General features: G+C 66.1%; 17 protein-coding genes. 14 read left to right on the forward strand and 3 right to left on the reverse strand.

Going from position 1 to position 17,693, the window contains the following annotated elements; translation table 11 throughout:
- Positions 1-348: 348 nt before the first annotated feature.
- Positions 349-2,427 (forward strand): methyl-accepting chemotaxis protein, encoded by a 2,079-nt coding sequence (locus tag AC1RQC_RS37250; RefSeq protein ID WP_492886417.1) that lies wholly within the window; start codon positions 349-351, stop codon positions 2,425-2,427.
- Positions 2,428-2,800: 373 nt separating this feature from the next.
- Positions 2,801-4,294, forward strand: coding sequence for an MDR family MFS transporter (locus AC1RQC_RS37255; RefSeq protein ID WP_492831945.1), 1,494 nt, complete (start codon positions 2,801-2,803; stop codon positions 4,292-4,294).
- Between the two features lie 42 nt (positions 4,295-4,336).
- Here AC1RQC_RS37255 and AC1RQC_RS37260 read toward each other — a convergent pair whose 3' ends face one another.
- Positions 4,337-4,678, reverse strand: a complete 342-nt coding sequence (locus tag AC1RQC_RS37260; RefSeq protein WP_492372372.1) for a DUF190 domain-containing protein — start codon at positions 4,676-4,678, stop codon at positions 4,337-4,339.
- Positions 4,679-5,002: 324 nt separating this feature from the next.
- On the opposite strand from AC1RQC_RS37260, the gene AC1RQC_RS37265 reads away from it, so the two are divergent.
- On the forward strand, positions 5,003-5,953 hold the full coding sequence (locus AC1RQC_RS37265) for a tripartite tricarboxylate transporter substrate binding protein (RefSeq protein ID WP_492886459.1): 951 nt from the start codon (positions 5,003-5,005) through the stop codon (positions 5,951-5,953).
- 72 nt (positions 5,954-6,025) lie between these two features.
- Here the strand turns inward: AC1RQC_RS37265 and AC1RQC_RS37270 are convergent, their stop codons facing one another.
- Positions 6,026-6,544, reverse strand: coding sequence for a MarR family winged helix-turn-helix transcriptional regulator (locus AC1RQC_RS37270; RefSeq protein ID WP_492372389.1), 519 nt, complete (start codon positions 6,542-6,544; stop codon positions 6,026-6,028).
- Between the two features lie 135 nt (positions 6,545-6,679).
- On the opposite strand from AC1RQC_RS37270, the gene badH reads away from it, so the two are divergent.
- The 6 genes from badH (at position 6,680) to AC1RQC_RS37300 (ending at position 12,568) form a co-directional block, all read left to right on the forward strand.
- Positions 6,680-7,447: a 2-hydroxycyclohexanecarboxyl-CoA dehydrogenase gene (gene badH / locus AC1RQC_RS37275; RefSeq protein WP_492372371.1), complete on the forward strand. Its 768-nt coding sequence runs from the start codon at positions 6,680-6,682 to the stop codon at positions 7,445-7,447.
- 59 nt (positions 7,448-7,506) lie between these two features.
- Positions 7,507-8,289: a 2-ketocyclohexanecarboxyl-CoA hydrolase gene (gene badI / locus AC1RQC_RS37280; protein ID WP_492372370.1), complete on the forward strand. Its 783-nt coding sequence runs from the start codon at positions 7,507-7,509 to the stop codon at positions 8,287-8,289.
- Between the two features lie 99 nt (positions 8,290-8,388).
- Entirely contained in the window at positions 8,389-9,540 is a 1,152-nt protein-coding gene (aliB, locus tag AC1RQC_RS37285) for a cyclohexanecarboxyl-CoA dehydrogenase (protein ID WP_492886419.1), read from the forward strand.
- 51 nt (positions 9,541-9,591) lie between these two features.
- The gene (gene aliA, locus AC1RQC_RS37290; protein WP_492886421.1) at positions 9,592-11,244 is read left to right on the forward strand and encodes a cyclohexanecarboxylate-CoA ligase; all 1,653 of its coding nucleotides are present in this window, start codon (positions 9,592-9,594) and stop codon (positions 11,242-11,244) included.
- Positions 11,231-12,034: an enoyl-CoA hydratase gene (locus tag AC1RQC_RS37295; RefSeq protein WP_492886423.1), complete on the forward strand. Its 804-nt coding sequence runs from the start codon at positions 11,231-11,233 to the stop codon at positions 12,032-12,034. The genes aliA and AC1RQC_RS37295 overlap by 14 nt, the downstream gene beginning before the upstream one ends.
- 219 nt (positions 12,035-12,253) lie before the next feature.
- Positions 12,254-12,568, forward strand: coding sequence for an amino acid ABC transporter permease (locus AC1RQC_RS37300; protein ID WP_492372366.1), 315 nt, complete (start codon positions 12,254-12,256; stop codon positions 12,566-12,568).
- Between the two features lie 115 nt (positions 12,569-12,683).
- Here AC1RQC_RS37300 and AC1RQC_RS37305 read toward each other — a convergent pair whose 3' ends face one another.
- The gene (locus tag AC1RQC_RS37305; protein ID WP_492886425.1) at positions 12,684-13,556 is read right to left on the reverse strand and encodes a hypothetical protein; all 873 of its coding nucleotides are present in this window, start codon (positions 13,554-13,556) and stop codon (positions 12,684-12,686) included.
- A gap of 292 nt (positions 13,557-13,848) precedes the next feature.
- On the opposite strand from AC1RQC_RS37305, the gene paaA reads away from it, so the two are divergent.
- Genes paaA through paaE form a run of 5 tightly spaced genes read left to right on the forward strand, consistent with a single transcriptional unit; the run spans position 13,849 to position 17,659 of the window.
- The gene (gene paaA, locus AC1RQC_RS37310) at positions 13,849-14,865 is read left to right on the forward strand and encodes a 1,2-phenylacetyl-CoA epoxidase subunit PaaA (RefSeq protein WP_492886427.1); all 1,017 of its coding nucleotides are present in this window, start codon (positions 13,849-13,851) and stop codon (positions 14,863-14,865) included.
- Positions 14,866-14,878: 13 nt separating this feature from the next.
- Positions 14,879-15,163 carry a 1,2-phenylacetyl-CoA epoxidase subunit PaaB gene (gene paaB, locus AC1RQC_RS37315; RefSeq protein ID WP_006156041.1) on the forward strand — a complete coding sequence of 95 codons (285 nt, stop codon included), beginning with the start codon at positions 14,879-14,881 and terminating at the stop codon, positions 15,161-15,163.
- Positions 15,164-15,178: 15 nt separating this feature from the next.
- The gene (paaC, locus tag AC1RQC_RS37320) at positions 15,179-15,979 is read left to right on the forward strand and encodes a 1,2-phenylacetyl-CoA epoxidase subunit PaaC (protein ID WP_492831942.1); all 801 of its coding nucleotides are present in this window, start codon (positions 15,179-15,181) and stop codon (positions 15,977-15,979) included.
- Between the two features lie 6 nt (positions 15,980-15,985).
- The gene (gene paaD, locus AC1RQC_RS37325) at positions 15,986-16,543 is read left to right on the forward strand and encodes a 1,2-phenylacetyl-CoA epoxidase subunit PaaD (RefSeq protein ID WP_492886429.1); all 558 of its coding nucleotides are present in this window, start codon (positions 15,986-15,988) and stop codon (positions 16,541-16,543) included.
- Between the two features lie 27 nt (positions 16,544-16,570).
- The gene (gene paaE, locus AC1RQC_RS37330) at positions 16,571-17,659 is read left to right on the forward strand and encodes a 1,2-phenylacetyl-CoA epoxidase subunit PaaE (protein WP_459375270.1); all 1,089 of its coding nucleotides are present in this window, start codon (positions 16,571-16,573) and stop codon (positions 17,657-17,659) included.
- Positions 17,660-17,693: the final 34 nt, after the last annotated feature.

A 17,693-nucleotide genomic window follows, 5' to 3' on the forward strand; every position in this document is an offset into this window, starting at 1 on the left:
CTAAAGCAGTCCTGGAAAGCCTACGAGCACCCCGCGCGTGGGCTTCTTTTTTTGTGCGCCCACTTTGCTTGTTGTGCGCCCTCGGCGACAAGCGCCGGTGGCGGCACTTCGAAGTGCATGGGTGACATTAGACGACAGGTTGCAGCCGGCCAATCGTTCGAATTGCCGGGCTTTTCCCCCTTATATTCCCTTTCAATTCCGCATTTTTCCGCTTCTTTGTGGAAGTCGCTGTTTAGCCCTCAAGCTTGCTCCCGTCCCTGCCGTTAAGCCCGCGATGCGGCGTCGCTCCGGAAATCTGTCCGGGGCGAGGATGAAGCGCGCGCGATAAGAGTTAAAGGAGCCGGGAAGATGCGTTGGTTGCGAAACTTTGGCATTGGGGTGCGCCTGACGGTAGCGTTTTCGCTCGTGGCGCTGCTGCTGGTTGCCGTGGCCGTGCTGGGCATGATGTCCCTGCGCACCATGAACGAATCGATGCGCCTGACAGTGGAAGGGCGCCTGTTCAAGGTGCTGGAGATCGAGCGTGTCAAGCAAGATGCGCTGCGCACCGGCATCCTGGTGCGCGATGCCACCCTGAATGAGGATCCGGTTGCCGTGCGGCGCAACGCCGAGCGCATCGGCGCGCTGCGCCAGGACATGCGTGGCACGCTGGATGAACTTGGGAAGTGGCTTTCCAGGTCCGCCAGGCCTGAGATCCAGGAAACCTATCGTGCCCTGATCGAGGCACGCAATGCTTACGACACCCAGCTCGACACGGTGTTGCGCCAGTTGCAGGGCGGCGAGTTCGACAGCGCTCGCAGCGCGCTGGTCGCGACCCTGCCGGCGGCGCAGGCACCTTACTTCGACAAGCTGAGCGAATTGTCCGACGGGGGGCGCAAAGTGGCCGCCGCTGCCGTGCAGGAGGCCAATGCCCGCTATGAGATGGCGCGCAACCTGCTGCTGGGCCTGGCTGCCGCCGCGGTCGCGCTGGCCGCCGTCCTCGGCATCGGCATCACGCGCTCGATCACGCGCCCGGCGCGGCAAGCGCTGGATGCGGCACAAGCGCTCGCACATGGCAACCTGACTTATGTCATCCAAGCCAGCAGCGATGACGAGATGGGCCGCATGCTGGGGGCGCTGGAGCGCGCTTTCGGGCAGTTGGCGACACTGGTGCACGGCATCCAGGGCGCGACGCGGTCGATCGATGGCGCGACCCGGGAAATCGCCAGGGGCAATACCGACCTGTCCCAGCGCACGGAGGAGCAGGCGGCATCCCTGGAGCAGACTGCGGCATCCATGGAGCAGCTCACCTCGACGGTCAAGCAGAACGCGGCCAATGCACGCCATGCCAACGAACTGGCGGTCAGCGCTTCCGGCGTGGCGACGGCGGGCGGGCACGCAGTGCGCGGCGTGGTCGAGACCATGCAGCATATTTCGCAATCGTCGGCCAAGGTCGCCGAAATCGTCGGCGTGATCGAAGGGATTGCCTTCCAGACCAATATCCTGGCGCTCAACGCGGCGGTGGAAGCCGCCCGCGCCGGTGAGCAAGGACGTGGCTTTGGCGTGGTGGCCGCAGAGGTGCGCAGCCTGGCCCAGCGGTCGTCGTCGGCGGCCAAGGAGATCGGCCAGCTGATCAATGGCTCGGTGGGGCAGGTGGCCCATGGCGCCAAGCAGGTCGAGGACGCCGGCCGCACCATGGACGATATCGTCGGGGCGGTGAAGCGCGTGACCGACATCATGGGCGAGATCGCCGCGGCCAGCGAGGAGCAGTCCTCCGGCATCGAGCAGGTCAACCGTGCCATCAATCAGATGGAAAGCGTGACGCAGCAGAACGCCGCGCTGGTGGAGCAAGCCGCCGCCGCCGCCGAGAGCCTGCAGCAGCAGGCAGCCGGGCTGGTCGATGATGTATCCAGGTTCCAGGTGACACCGGCGCAAACGCATGTTGCACGGGCGCCGGCACCGGCTGCGCCTGCGCGGGCGGTAGCCGCAGCGCGCGTGGCGCCGGCAGCCGCGGGGCGGCGCCCTGCGGCGCACACGGCCGCAGGTGGCAAGAGCCACCCGCCGGCCCGCCCGGGGGCGGCTCGCCCGACCCCGGCCAAGCCCGTGGCTCCGGCCGCTCGTGCTGCCCAGGCAGTGCAGGTGGTTCAAGCAGCGCCGGCAGCACCGGCAGCACGAGTAGCACCAGCAACCGCCGCCAAGCCGGCGGCCCGGCCAGCCGCCGTAGCGCCACGTGCCGGCGCGGTCCGCACCCCCCGCGAGCCCGTGTTGCCTAGCAAGGCCCGCGCGCCGGTGGTGCGCCAGGGCCGCGAACCAGTGCTGTCTTCCAAGGCGCTGCCCGCCGCCCGTCAGGCCAAGGCTGCTGCCGTGGCCACACCGGCGCCGCGCCGCGCCGCGCGCACCCCGGCTGCCGGCAGCCCGGCTGTGGCTGCAGGGGACTGGGAATCGTTCTGAGACAGGCAACGTCGCCTTGAATGTCGCCTTGGCGGCGTTCAGGTCAGGAGCCCGGCAAGGCGGCGGGGCGGCTGCAAGGCGCAAGGCTTAGGCCTACAATAGCGCCCTTGTATACAAAAACAGACAGGAGCGATGCCGCCCGTTCGCGGTGGCGCCGCACTCAATGTCCCTCGCCGCAAGCGTTCTCTCCCCTGCGCCCATGACCGCCGTCTCCATGCCGTCCTTCCCGGCGGCTTCAGCTCCGCCTTCTTCCGCCCGGTCACCCGCGACCGCGATCGCCTCAGCCACTTCCGCCTCCTCCGAGGCCGCGGACGACGGCGGTAACCCTCGCAACACGGCATTCGTCCCCCCGCCGGTTCCGCCGGTGCCGGTGATGCAGATCATTTTCGGGCTGATGCTGGCCATCCTGCTGGGGGCGCTGGAGCAATCGATCGTGGCCGTGGTGTTGCCGGAGATCGCGCTGCAGCTTAACGGCTTCGAGGAGATGGCCTGGGTGGTCTCGGCCTACCTGGTGGCCTCCACGGTGGTGACGCCGATCTACGGCAAGCTCTCGGATCTGCTCGGGCGGCGCTCGGTCCTGTCGTTTGCCATCGTGTTGTTCTTCCTGGCTTCGATCGCGTGCGCGCTGGCGCAGACCATGCCGCAACTGATCATCGCGCGCGTCCTGCAAGGGCTGGGCGGCGGTGGCCTGATCTCGGTGTCGCAGGCCACCATTGCCGATGTGGTGCCGCTGCGCGACCGTGGCCGCTACCAGGGCTATGTGAGCGGCGTATGGGCCGTGGCCAGCATGGCCGGCCCGGTGATCGGCGGCTACCTGGCGCACTACCTGTCGTGGCGCTGGATTTTCTGGATCAATCTGCCGCTGGCGCTGATCGCGCTGCTGGTGGTCCGCCGTGCGCTCAAGCACCTGCCGGCGGGCAGGCGCCGCCATCGCATCGACTACGTCGGCGCGCTGCTGTTCGGTGGCGGCCTGACCGGCGTGCTGGTGTTCCTGACCCGGCTCGGGCAGGGGCAGTCTGCCGCCACGCCGCAGACGCTTGGCCTGCTGGTGGCCGGGATGGTCGCCATGGTGCTGTTCGTGTGGCAAGAGCGCCGGGTGGCGGATCCGATGATCCCGCTGGACATGCTGCGCGTGCCGACGGTCACGATTTGCTGCGTCACGCTGTTCCTGTGCTTTTTCCAGTTGATCGCCATGTCCGTGCTGCTGCCGCTGCGCTTCCAGGTAGTGGGCGGCGTGCAGGCCGATAGCGCTGCGCTGCGGCTGGTGCCGCTGACGCTGTCCATCCCGTTTGGCGCGTTCATCTCCGGGCGGCTGATGACGTGGAGCGGCCGCTACAAGCCGCTGCAGCTGGCGGGCTCGCTGGTCGCGCCGCTGGCGATCGTCGCGCTGGCGTTCGTTGATCCGCATGCGGTCTTGCTGACCGCGCTGGTGATGGTGATGCTCGGCCTGGCCATCGGGCTGCAGTTGCCAAGCGGCCTGGTTGCTACCCAGAACGCGGTGCCTGCGCACCAGGTGGGCGTGGCCACGGCGCTGACCGCCTTCTCGCGCATGCTTGGCGGCGCGGTTGGCGTGGCGGTGCTGACCACCGTGCTGATCGCACTGTTGCGCCATGGCGGCATGGGTATCGCGGACCTGGCCGGCGGCGAGGACATCCTGATGAGCATGTTCCATCGCGCCATGGTGGGGGGCGATGCGGGCACTTCGGCCGATGCCGGCGCGGTGCGGGCGGTGGCCGAAGCCGCGTTCCGTACGCTGTTCCTGCTCAGCGCCGCCGTGTCGCTGGTGGCGCCCTTCCTGGTGGCGCGTCTGCCGGAGGCCACCTTGCGCGGCAGCACCGGCGCTAGCGTGGCGGCCAGCATGGATTGACTGGCGCACGCTGGCCGAGTGAGGCCGCGTGGCCCAGCCAGGTCAGGGGCTCTGCGCCCCTGGCGCGCTGCTTTTTCCCAGGAAGCCGAACTCCACCGGCGTCTTGGCGTAGAACACCTGGACGTCTTCCAGGGCGAGGCGGTCGAACAGCCGCTGCACTTCCTCCTCCGTGGCAATCACGGTGATCTCCTCCGGCCGGTCGGCCAGCTCCAGGAAATGCCAGGTGTGAAAGCGGCGGTCATGGCCGATGCCTTCGGCCGCCACCATATGCGTGGCGCCGCGGATCTGCAGTTCGCGCAAGATTTGCAGCAGCCAGTGGGATAGCTGCTTGCCGTGGTGGCGGCGGTTTTCGATGGTGAACAGCGTGAGTTGGAAGCCTTGCACGGCATCCCCCTTTTGCCCCCCCCTGTGGCGGTGTTCGCGTGCCGCGAAAGTGGCATGGACGGCGTGCGCCTGGCGGGGTGCCGTCTTTAGTTTAGGCGCGAAACCTGCTTCCCCAAAAACCAAGGGATTACCCTAGACCCGTTCCGGGAAAGGGCGGGCTATATTTTCATTTGTCTCAATAGCGATTCATGGTTTTATATATAAAACAAAAGCCAGGGAGTCACTCTCATTACGCCAACCCTTAGCAGGTCCCCAGTGCGACATCCGAAGTCCGAAACCAACCTCAGGCGTGCACTGCGCTGGCCCGCCGCTGCCTGCCTCGCGATCTCCTGCCTGTGGATTGGCGCTGCACCAGCGGCGCGCGCCGCGCAACCCGCCCCTGCCTGCAGCGCGCTGCGCATTGTCGTGCCGTTCCCGGCGGCTGGCCCGGCCGACCTGCTCGCGCGCACGCTCGCGCAGGGTTTGCACCAGCGCCGCGGCATAACCGTGGTGGTGGACAACAAGCCTGGGGCCAATGGCAATATCGGCATCGATGTGGTGCGCCGCGCGGCGGGCGATGGCTGCACCTTGCTGGTGGCGCCCGCCGGCAACCTGACCATCAACCCAACGCTGTTCCCGGCGCTGTCCTACAACGTCGAGCGAGACTTCCTTCCGGTTTCGCTACTGGCAAGCTCGCCCAATGTGCTGGCGGTGCACCCTTCCGTGCGCGCTAGCTCCGTGCAGGAACTGGTGGCGCTGGCCCAGCGCGCCAAGCCGCCGCTTGGCTATGCCAGCCCAGGCGTGGGCAGCGGTCTGCACCTCGCTGGCGAGCTGTTCCGCCAGCAGACCGGCATCGCGCTACTGCACGTGCCCTATAAGGGCACCACGCAGGCGCTCAACGATGTGGTGGGCGGGCAGGTGCCGATCCTGTTCGGCACGCTGCCCACGCTGGCGCCGTTTATCCGCTCCGGCGCGTTGCGCGCGCTGGCCGTGACCCAGGCCACGCGCTCGCCCGCGGCGCCCGCGATTCCGTCGCTGGCCGAGCAGGGCGTGCACGGCATCGAGGTCAGCTCGTGGTACGCGCTGCTGGTGCCGCGCGCCACGCCGGCGCCTGTGGTGGAGGCGCTCCATGCCGACGTGCGCGAGGTGTTCGGCAGCAAGGCCGTGCGTGAAGAGCTGGCGCGGCAGGGCATGGAGCCGGTTGCCGGTACGCCGGATGCGCTCGCCACGCGTATCCGCGTGGAAACCGCGGGCTGGGCCGAACTGATCCGCACGCGCGGCATCAAGGCTGAATAAGGCGACAGCGTAATAACGCAAGCCGGTGATGGCCGCCGGTTTGCGTCATTCCCCCCCTTCATGTACGACGCCTCACTCCCGCCCATCCTCCGGCGCGGCGCCTTCGGCATCCAGCCCCTTCATGTTTTCCAGCAGCTTGAGCAGGTAGTGCAGCGTGTGGGTGATGTCGCCGGTTGAAAAATCGGTCAGCGCCCGCTCGTAGTAATCCCGGATCTTGGGCTGCGCCAGGCGCAACCACACATGACGCCCGGTCTGCGTCATGGTGACCAGCCGCGAGCGCCGGTCGCGTCCGTCGGGCGCCATGCTCAGGTGGCCGTCGCGCTCCATGCGGCTGATCAGCCCCGACAGGTTCTGCCGGCTCACCATCAGGTAGCGCGCCAGGTCGCCCACGCTCATGCCATCGGCCGCCTGTGGCCGCGACAGCGCGCCCAGCACGGCCCACTGCTGCGTCGTCAGGCCTTCGGCCTCGACCGCCCTTGACCCCGTTTTATGCAACATATTTGCGCATTGGTACAGGCGAAAGAACAACCTGTTTGCCATTTCCATGCGCGCGGCCGGGGCAAGATCATCATCAAAATCGGGGTTAACCATCATAAATTCCAGAGTAGCCGTACTTGCATTGGTCCAGTTGTCCGCCTAGTATACGTCAATATATTTACGTATTTAAACGCTGGCGCGCGACCTATCAGCCGCACGATAGCACCCTGGACCACGAAGGAGAACACTGTGCAAAGACTCGAAGGCAAGACGGTCATCGTGACCGGTGGTGGCGGTGGCATCGGCGGGGCAACCTGCCGGCGCTTTGCGCGGGAGGGCGCCGCCGTGGCCGTGCTCGACCTGAACCTGGCGGCAGCGCAGCAGGTCGCAGCCCGCATCCGCGATAACGGTGGCCGCGCCGAAGCATTCCAGTGCGACATCACGGACCGCGCCAGCGTGGATGCCGCCGTGGCGGCCACCACCAGCCAGCTTGGCCCCATCGACGTGCTGGTCAACAACGCCGGCTGGGACGTGTTCAAGCCCTTTACCAAGACCGAGCCGGCGCAATGGGACCGCCTGATCGCCATCAACCTCACCGGCGCGCTGCACATGCACCACGCGGTGCTGCCCGGCATGGTGGAGCGCAGGCGCGGGCGCATCGTCAACATCGCCTCCGATGCGGCGCGGGTGGGTTCCTCCGGCGAGGCGGTCTACGCCGCGTGCAAGGGTGGCCTGGTGTCGTTCTCCAAGACCATCGCGCGTGAGCACGCCCGCCACGGCATCACCGTCAACGTGGTGTGCCCCGGCCCGACCGATACCGCGCTGTTCGAGGATTACAAGCAAGGCGCTGGCAACCCGGAAAAGCTGATCGAGGCCTTCACCCGCTCGATCCCGCTCGGCCGCATCGGCCAGCCGGAGGACCTGCCCGGCGCCATCGTGTTCTTTGCCAGCGACGACGCGGCCTTCGTCACCGGCCAGGTGCTGAGCGTGTCGGGCGGCCTGACCATGAACGGCTGAACCCGGCTGCAGCGGTTGCAGCGGCTTCCAAGACAACGAAGACAACGAAGACAACGACCATGAACTACGAAGACATTCTCTACGACGTGCGCAACGGCGCGGCCTGGATCACCATCAACCGCCCGGAGAAGATGAACGCCTTCCGCGGGCGCACCTGCGACGAACTGATCCACGCCATCAACCGCGCCGGCTATGACCGAGAGATCGGCGCCATTGTGCTCGCCGGCGCCGGCGAAAAAGCCTTCTGCACCGGCGGCGACCAGTCCGCGCATGAAGGCCAGTACGACGGCCGCGGCACCATCGGACTGCCGATGGAAGAGCTGCACAACGCCATCCGCGATGTGCCCAAGCCTGTCATCGCCCGCGTGCAGGGCTACGCCATTGGCGGCGGCAATGTCATCTGCACGATCTGCGACTTCACCATCGCGTCCGAGAAGGCCGTGTTCGGGCAGGTCGGCCCCAAGGTCGGCTCGGTCGATCCCGGCTATGGCACGGCCTTCCTGGCCCGCGTGGTGGGCGAGAAAAAAGCGCGCGAGATCTGGTATATGTGCCGCCGCTATCCGGCTGCCGAAGCCCTCGCCATGGGCCTGGTCAACGCTGTCGTCCCCCATGAACAGCTCGACGCCGAAGTGCAGAAGTGGTGCGACGAGATCATGGAGAAGAGCCCCACCGCGCTGGCCATCGCCAAGCGCTCGTTCAACATGGACACGGCCCACCAGAGCGGCATCGCCGGCATGGGCATGTACGCGCTCAAGCTCTATTACGACACCGAGGAATCGCGCGAGGGCGTCACCGCCTTCCAGGAAAAGCGCAAGCCCGATTTCCGCAAGCACGCCAAGTAAGCCGCCATAGCCGCCATAGCCGACGTTGCGCTCACAAGCAACGCGGCCGCACGGTGCATCGCATCGGCGCGCCATGCGGCAAGACCTCCTGGAGACACCATGAACCCCTATCTCGACGAAGACCTGGCCGCGCTCGGCGACCATGCCCGCCGCTTCGCCACCGAACGTATCGCGCCCGGCTTCCTGGAGCGCGACCGCACCCGCGAGCTTGACCGCGCGCTGATGCGCGAAATGGGCCAGATGGGCTTTATCGCCCCCGAGCTGCCCGAGCAATACGGCGGCCAGGGCCTGGGCTGCCTGGCGGCCGGCGTGATCCACGAAGAAGTGGCGCGCGCGGACCTGAGCCTTTCCTACATCAACCTGCTGGCCTCGCTGAACGGGCAGATCCTGGCGCATCACGCCGCCCCGGAGATCGCGCGGCCGTGGCTGCAGCGCCTGACGCAAGGCGAAGCCCTGTTCGCCATCGCGCTGACCGAGCCGCGCGGCGGCTCGGACGCGGCCAACCTGCGCCTGCGCATGGAGCGCGACGGCGACCACTACGTGCTCAACGGCGAGAAGACTTCCATCTCCGCCGCCGACCAGGCCGACGCCGCGGTGGTGTTCGCGCGCAGCGGCTCCGTCGAGGCGGGCGCGCGCGGCGTCTCGGCGCTGCTGGTGCCGATGGACCTGCCCGGCATCACCACCAACCGCTTCGACTGCCACGGTCAGCGCGCCATCGGGCGCGGCTCGATCTTCTTCGAGAACGTGCGCGTGCCCGTCAGCCATCTGCTTGGCAAGGAAGGCGAGGGCTTCGTGCAGGTGATGCAGGGCTTCGATTTCTCCCGCGCGCTGATCGGCCTGCAGGTACTGGCGGTGGCCAGGGCGAGCCTGGAAGAAACCTGGGAATACGTGGCCGAGCGCCAGGCTTTCGGCAAGCCGCTGGCCGCCTTCCAGGGCGTGTCCCATCCGTTGGCGGATTTCGAGACGCAGGTCACTGCCGCGCGCCTGCTGTGCTTGCAGACGCTCTGGCTGAAAGACCGCAACCTGCCGCACACGGCCGAAGCCGCGATGTGCAAATGGTGGGCGCCCAAGCTGGCCTACGACGTGGTGCACCAGTGCCTGCTGTCGTTTGGCCACGGCGGCTACGACCGCGGCCCGATGGAGCAGCGCCTGCGTGATGTGCTCGGCTTCCAGATCGGCGACGGCACGGCCCAGATCATGAAGACCATCATCGCCCGTACCCGCGCGGGCCGGGAAGCGGTACCAGCCTGATCTCGCCAGCGAGCAAGCCTGACCAAAACGATAACAACGAGGAGACATGCCATGGAATTCGACGCCATCCTGTTGCCCCCGCGCCGCGCGTCCAGCGTCGCGCAAGGCCTCTGGCCAGAGCGCACCATCAACGATGCGCTGGACGACTGCGTGGCCGCTTGCCCCGACAAGGTCGCGCTAAGTGCATTGCAGGTGGAAAGCGGCGAGACCACGCACCTGACGTACCGGGAACTGGCCGGGCAGGCCGGGCGCATCGCGGCGGGCCTCGCCAGGCTGGGCGTTGGCGCCAACGATGTCGTGTCCTGCCAGTTGCCCAACTGGTGGCAGTTCACCGCGCTCTATCTTGCCTGCGCGCGCCTTGGCGCGGTGCTCAATCCGCTGATGCCGATCCTGCGCGAGCGCGAGTTGTCGTTCATGCTCCGGCACGCGTGCAGCAAGGTTGTGGTGATCCCAAAGCGCTTTCGCGGGTTTGACTACGAATCCATGTTCGATGGCCTGCGCCAGGCGCTGCCTGACCTGCGGCACGTGGCCGTGATCGGCGGCGCCGGGCCCAATTCGTTCGAGACCTTGCTGGCCGGCGCCGGCGCGCCGGACCTGGCGGCTGGCCATCGCCCCGGCCCGGACGACATCACCCAGCTCATCTACACCTCCGGCACCACCGGCGAGCCGAAGGGCGTGCTGCATTCGTCCAACACGCTTATGGCCAACATCGTCACGTACGCCGAACGCCTGCGCCTGGGTGCGGACGACGTAATCCTGATGGCCTCGCCCATGGCGCACCAGACCGGCTTCATGTATGGCCTGATGATGCCGATCATGCTGGGCGCGAGCGTGGTGTTGCAGGACATCTGGGAGCCGCGCCAGGCCGTAGCGTTGATCCGGCAGGAGGGCGTTACCTTCACCATGGCCTCCACGCCGTTCCTCACCGACCTGGCCCGCACGGTCACCGAGACTGGCGGCGCCGTGCCCACGCTGCGCGCCTTCCTGTGCGCCGGCGCACCGATCCCCGGCGCACTGGTGGAGCTGGCGCGCGGCGCGCTGGGTGCCAAGGTGATCTCCGCCTGGGGCATGTCGGAAATGGGCGCGGTGACCACCACGCGGCTCGAGGATGACGATGAGCGCGCCTCCAGCACCGACGGATGCCCGTTGCCCGGAGTGGAAGTGCGCGTGGTCGACGTAGCGGGCGCGGCGTTGCCGGTGGGCGCCAGCGGCCGCCTGCTGGTGCGCTCCTGCTCCAATTTCGGCGGCTACCTGCGCCGTGCGCACCTGAACGACACCGACGCGGACGGCTGGTTCGATACCGGCGACCTGGCCCGCATCGACGCGCGCGGCTACATCCGCATCGACGGCCGCAGCAAGGACGTCATCATCCGCGGCGGCGAGAACATCCCGGTGGTCGAAATCGAAACCCTGCTGTACCGCCATCCGGCCGTCGCGCAGGTGGCCATCGTCGCCTATCCCGACGAGCGCCTCGGCGAGCGCGCCTGCGCCTTCATCGTGACCCACGGCGGCCAGCCATTCGACATGGCGGCGATGGTGGACTTCCTCAAGGCGCAGAAGATGGCCGCGCAGTACATCCCCGAGCGGCTGGTCGTGCAGGGTGCGCTGCCCTCGACGCCAGCGGGCAAGATTCAGAAATTCAGGCTGCGGGAGCAACTTCGCCAGAGCGGGCAAGGGGAGGGCGCATCCAGTGACCGCGCATGAAGCCACGCCTGCGAGCGACAAGAACCTGGTCCTGCTGGAGATGGGCGGCCGCGTCGCCGTGATCCGCCTCAATCGTCCCCGGCAGATGAACGCGCTCAGCGATGCGCTGATGGATGCGCTCGGCCTGGCGTTGCTGGCGTGTGATCAGGACGACGGCGTTGGCGCCATCGTGATCACCGGCAACGACAAGGCCTTCGCCGCCGGCGCGGACATCGCGGCCATGCGCGGCTGGGACTATATGGACGTGTTCAAGTCCAACTACATCACGCGCAACTGGGAGACGCTGCGCAATGTGCGCAAGCCAGTGATCGCCGCGGTCGCGGGCTACGCGCTTGGCGGCGGCTGCGAGCTGGCCATGGCCTGCGACATTCTCATCGCGGCGGACAACGCGGTGTTCGGCCTGCCGGAACTGAAGCTTGCGGTCATTCCCGGCGCGGGCGGCACGCAGCGCCTGCCGCGCGCCATCTCCAAGGCGAAAGCCATGGACATGTGCATGACGGCGCGCAACATGGATGCGGATGAAGCGGAGCGCAGCGGGCTGGTATCGCGGGTGGTGGCCGCCGGGCGGTTGATGGATGAAGCGATGGCGGTGGCGCAGACAATTGCCGGTTTCTCGCTGCCGTCGATGATGGCGGTCAAGGAGGCGATCAACCGCGCGTGCGAATCATCGCTGTCCGAAGGCATGCTGTTCGAGCGGCGGCAGTTGCATGCGCTGTTTGCCACGGAGGATCTGAAGGAAGGGATGAATGCGTTTTTGGAGAGAAGGGCGGCGGTGTTCCGGCACCGCTAGACGGCATGTGGGCATCGATGCCGAAACTTCGATCTGCCAAAGCCGCAAAAAAGTGTTCCACGTCCACCCGGCAATGGCTCCATTTTTTGGGAAAAGAAGTTTGAATGCCAAGTCAACGGACGCTTAATACGATACGTTTAGTGGAGAGCTGGCCGGTCAGGTTGGCTCAATGTTCGCGTGTTCACGGCCGCCCGGACGGTGGCCTTCCAAGGAAATGTCATGAAGAAGATTGTCGCTACCGCTTTCGCGCTGTGCCTTGGCGCAGCATCCATCGCCGCTCAGGCGCAAGGCACCGGCAAGGTTGACCCCTACACCCAGGGCGCCAAGGCTGGCAAAGCAGACCCGTACACCGATGGCGCCAAGGCTGGCAAGGCCGACCCCTATACCGACGGGGCCAAGGCCGGCGACAAGTTTGACCCGTATACCCAGGGCGCAAACAAGAGCTCGCGTGCCAACCTGACGGATTCGAAGGCGAAGAAGTCGCATAAGAAGCAAACCAAGAAGGCGGTGCCGGCAGCCGCTGCCGGGGCCTGAGCCGTCTCTCCGCGCGGCGGTCGATGCCGTGCGCCTGGAAAAACCCGCCAAGCCGGCGGGTTTTTTTTGCCTCCGACGCACCGGATTCGCCTCCAGCCTGGTCCCCGAACGGAATTCAGGGGACCTCGCCGACCGGCATGATTGCCGTCGTATCGATGCGCTGGACCTTGCCCTGCTCTCGTACTTCCGTACGGAGCACGAAGCGCTCGCTTGGGCAATACCAATCCGTGATCTGCATGACCGAAGGCGTCGTCAGGATCAGCGTATCGACGAGCTGCGTTGGCCCAAGCGAGGAGCGCTTCTCATAAGTGATCGGTACGCAATCCTTGCGGCCCAGCGCGGTTTCAATCATGCGGCGCCGCCCGACGTGGCGCGAGCTGATGGTGATCGTGGCGTGCGCAGCGCGCAGCTCGCCCACCTCCTCATCCGTTCCGCGCGCATAGATCTTGAGCGTCACGCTGGAGTTGACCGTCTCGCCGCCAAGTATCGTGCCCTCGCGCAGATCCACACCCGCATAGTTGACCACACCTTCGCCTACGCTTGTCGATGTGCCATAGAGCCGGGCATAGCGCGCTCTCGCATTGATCTCTGAGTGGATTTCGACGCGAACCGCCGATGGCGCAGCGAGCGGCGAGATGTTGACCAGGTCGCGCTGATCCGCAATGACCGGCGGCCCCATCAGCGCTGCCAGCGCGCTCTTCGAGTGAATATTGATGATCGCCTGGCATCCCGCCGGCGTACTTTCGAGCAGTTCCTGCACCGTCATCATGGACATCGGCATGGTGCCGTCTGCCTCCATCTGCACTTTCGCATTCGGGCGAGACCAGAGCGTTTCCCAGCAGTTTGCCTTGCCCGCCGATGGCGGCGCCGCGGCCGGCAGCGGCCTTTCGGACGATTCGGATGTAATTGACGCGTCGGTCGCGGCCCACACCACCTGGGTGCCTGTCAGTACAGCAGCGATGCCAATCGCAGCAAGCTCGCGCTTCACGCACACTTTCTTCCCCGGTGGCAAATTTCCATTCTACTGCCGGGGTGCGGCATCAAGGGGAGCCGGCCGTGCGCTGGATTCCCGGCAGCGAGGCGGGCCTGCCCGATGCTGCATGACGGAGAGGCTATCCCGGAGTGAATATGCTTCGCTCGCCACACCCTTTTCCCTCAGCCAGCAAGTTCCTAACTAGCCAGGATTTTTAACTATCGTTTTTATTTGTCGATCTAAATAATAAATCAACCGGACGGTCGGTTTATAAATATACTGCGGCATCGGTCCACAGGAAAACGCCATGTACACCCAATCACTGGATATCCCAGGCAACGCGCAGCCGCTCGAAACGGTGCAAGCCGACGTCTTGCCGGAGCAGGCGCATTTCGACGCGGTCATGGACGCTGACGGCAAGATCGAGGCGCAGGACTGGATGCCAGACGCCTACCGCAAGACCTTGATCCGGCAGATCTCGCAGCACGCGCACTCCGAGATCATCGGCATGCAGCCCGAGGGCAACTGGATCAGCCGGGCGCCGAGCCTCAAGCGCAAGGCCATCCTGCTCGCCAAGGTGCAGGACGAGGGCGGCCATGGCCTGTACCTGTACAGCGCGGCCGAAACGATGGGTGTGTCGCGCGACCAGCTTGTCGATGCCTTGCACGCCGGCAAGGCCAAGTATTCGAGCATCTTCAACTACCCCACGCCCACCTGGGCGGACGTGGGCGTGATCGGCTGGCTGGTGGATGGTGCGGCGATCATGAACCAGATCCCGCTGTGCCGCTGCACCTACGGCCCATACGCGCGCGCCATGATCCGCATCTGCAAGGAGGAGTCCTTCCATCAGCGCCAGGGCTTCGATGCGCTGCTGTCGATGATGAAGGGCACGCAGGCCCAGAAGGACATGGTGCAGGAGTCGGTGAACCGCTGGTGGTGGCCGGTGCTGATGATGTTTGGTCCCAGCGACAAGGACTCCATCCATAGCGGCCAGTCGTTCAAGTGGGGCATCAAGCGCATCTCCAACGACGACCTGCGCCAGAAGTTTGTCGACGCAACGGTCGAGCAAGCCAAGATCCTTGGCGTGACGCTGCCCGATCCGGACCTGAAGTGGAACGAGGCGCGCGGCGCGCACGACTACGGCGCAATCGACTGGGAAGAATTCTGGCGCGTGGTCAATGGCGACGGGCCTTGCAACAAGGAGCGCCTCGCCACCCGGGTGAAGGCGCATAACGATGGCGCCTGGGTGCGCGAAGCCGCGCTGGCGCATGCCCAGAAGCAGGCCGATAGACAGGCCGCCCGCGACCGCAAACAAGCTGCTTGAACTGGAGACAAAGATGAACAAGGAATGGCCAATCTGGGAAGTGTTCGTGCGCAGCAAGCAGGGCCTTGACCACAAGCATTGCGGCAGCCTGCACGCGCCCGACGCCAGCGGCGCGCTGCGCATGGCCCGCGACGTCTACACGCGCCGTCAGGAAGGCGTGAGCATCTGGGTGGTGCCCTCGGCCATGATCACGGCGTCGGACCCGGCGGACAAGGAGTCGTTCTTCGAGCCGGCTGGCGACAAGATCTATCGCCACCCGACGTTTTTCGTGCTCCCCCCCGAAGTCGACCACATGTAAGGCGGGACCCAGAACATGACCACGCCCCAACATTTGTCGTACGTGCTGCGCCTCGCCGATAACGCGCTTATCCTCGGCCAGCGCAACAGCGAGTGGTGCAGCCAAGGCCCTGCGCTCGAGGAAGATATTGCGCTGGCGAACATCAGCCTGGACCTGATCGGCCAGGCACGCCTGCTGTATTCGCACGCGGCTACCCTTGACGAAGCACTGAACGGCACACGGAGAACCGAAGACAGCTACGCCTACTTCCGCGCCGAGCGCGAGTTCGCCAACTACACCTTGGTGGAGTTGCCCCACTTCGGGCCGCTCGCCGGCACGGCACGTGCCGAGCGCGACTATGCGGTCACGATCACGCGCAACTTCCTGTATTCCGCGCTGATGGGCCACCTGTGGACGGCGTTGCAATCGTCCACCGACACGCATCTGGCGGCCATCGCCGCCAAGTCGCTGAAGGAAACCCGCTATCACCTGACCCACGCCGCCGACTGGCTGATCCGCTTTGGCGACGGCACCGAGGAGTCGCACCGGCGCGCGCAGGCGGCGCTGGATTACCTGATGCCGTACACCCGTGAATTCTTCGCGACCGATGCGGTGGAAACCGCGGTGGCAGCGGCCGGCATCGGTCCCCTGATGGCGGACCTTCAGCCCGCCTGGCAGGCAGACGTCGCCGCCACGGTGGCGCAGGCCACGCTCACGTTGCCGTCCGAGGCGAAACACATCACCACCGGCAAGCACGGCGAGCACTCGGAGCACATGGGCTACCTGCTTTCCGAAATGCAGAGCCTTGCACGCCAGCATCCCGGCGCCACCTGGTAGATCAAGATGAACGCTGCTGACACGCTGATGGAGTCCGACGCCACGCTGGAGCGCGCCTGGACCGTGCTCGAAGCCGTACCCGACCCGGAAATCCCGGTGGTGTCGATTCGCGAACTGGGCATCCTGCGGGACGTGCGCCGCGGCGCTGACGGCGTGCTCGAAGCCGTCATCACGCCAACCTATTCGGGCTGCCCTGCCATGTCGCAGATTGCCGAGGACATCGGGCAGGCGCTGAACGCCGCCGGGATCCTTTCCCATCGCGTTGTCACCGTGCTCGCCCCGGCCTGGACCACCGACTGGATGACCAGTGAAGCGCGCGACAAGCTGCGGCAATACGGCATAGCGCCCCCGATGGGCAACTGCGGCAGCGGCCACGCGCCGCAAGAGAAGACCATCCGCTTCGTGCCGCGCACAGCATCGCACGCAACCCACGACCGGCCCGCATGCCCGCAATGCGGCTCCGTGCACACCGAACGCCTGGCGCAGTTCGGCTCGACGGCCTGCAAGGCACTGTACCGCTGCATGGATTGCCGCGAGCCGTTCGACTACTTCAAACCGTACTGACAAACCGTACCGACCTGGACCGACAACATGGCGACACCGCAATTTCATCCGCTGCGTATCCGCGAGGTACGGCCCGAGACCGCCGACGCGGTGACCGTCTCGTTCGAGGTGCCGGAGGCCCTGCGCGACGCGTACCGTTTCACGCAAGGGCAATTCGTCACGCTCAAGGCGCATCTTGATGGCGAGGAAACCCGCCGTTCGTATTCGATCTGCGTGGGCGTCACCGACTATGACCGCGATGGCGAGCTGCGCATCGGCATCAAGCGGGTACGCGGCGGCAGGTTCTCCAATTTCGCCTTCGACACGCTGCAGCCCGGCCACGAGATCGAGGTGATGACACCCGACGGGCGCTTCTTCACCCACCTGAACGCCGAGCTGTCGCGGTCCTACGTGGCGTTCGCGGGCGGCTCGGGCATCACGCCAGTACTCGCGATCATCAAGACCACGCTGGAGACGGAGCCGACCAGCCGCTTCACGCTGGTATATGGCAACCGCAGCGTCGACGCGATCATGTTTGCCGAGGAGCTCGAAGACCTCAAGAACCGCTTCATGAGCCGGTTCTCGCTGTATCACGTGCTGTCCGATGATCTGCAGGAGGTCGAGCTATTCAACGGCGTGCTGGATCAGGCGAAATGCGAGGCCTTCCTGGCCACGCTCGTGCCCGCCGCCGAGATCGACGAAGCCTTCATCTGTGGCCCCGGTCCGATGATGGACGCCGCCGAGGCCGCGCTCAAGGCCGCCGGCGTGGCGCCCGCGAAGGTGCACGTGGAGCGCTTCGGCACGCCGCTGCCGCAAGCGGGCGTGCCGCCGATCGAGATCACCGACGACACGCCGGCCGCGGATCTGGAGCTGATCATCGACGGCAAGAAGCGCAAGCTGCGGCTGCCGTACGTGGGCGTCAGCGTGCTGGACGTCGGCCTGAAAGCGGGCCTTGCGTTGCCCTATGCCTGCAAGGGCGGGGTGTGTTGCACGTGCCGGGCCAAGGTCCTGGAAGGCGAAGTCAAGATGGAAAAGAACTACACGCTGGAGCAGCACGAGATCGACGACGGCTTCGTGCTCACCTGCCAATGCCATCCGGTCTCCGACCGGGTTGTCGTCAGCTACGACGAACGGTAAATGAACGGTAAATCGACGCACAGCAAGTGCAGTA

The organism is Cupriavidus sp. GW822-FHT03E04 (assembly GCF_058801495.1).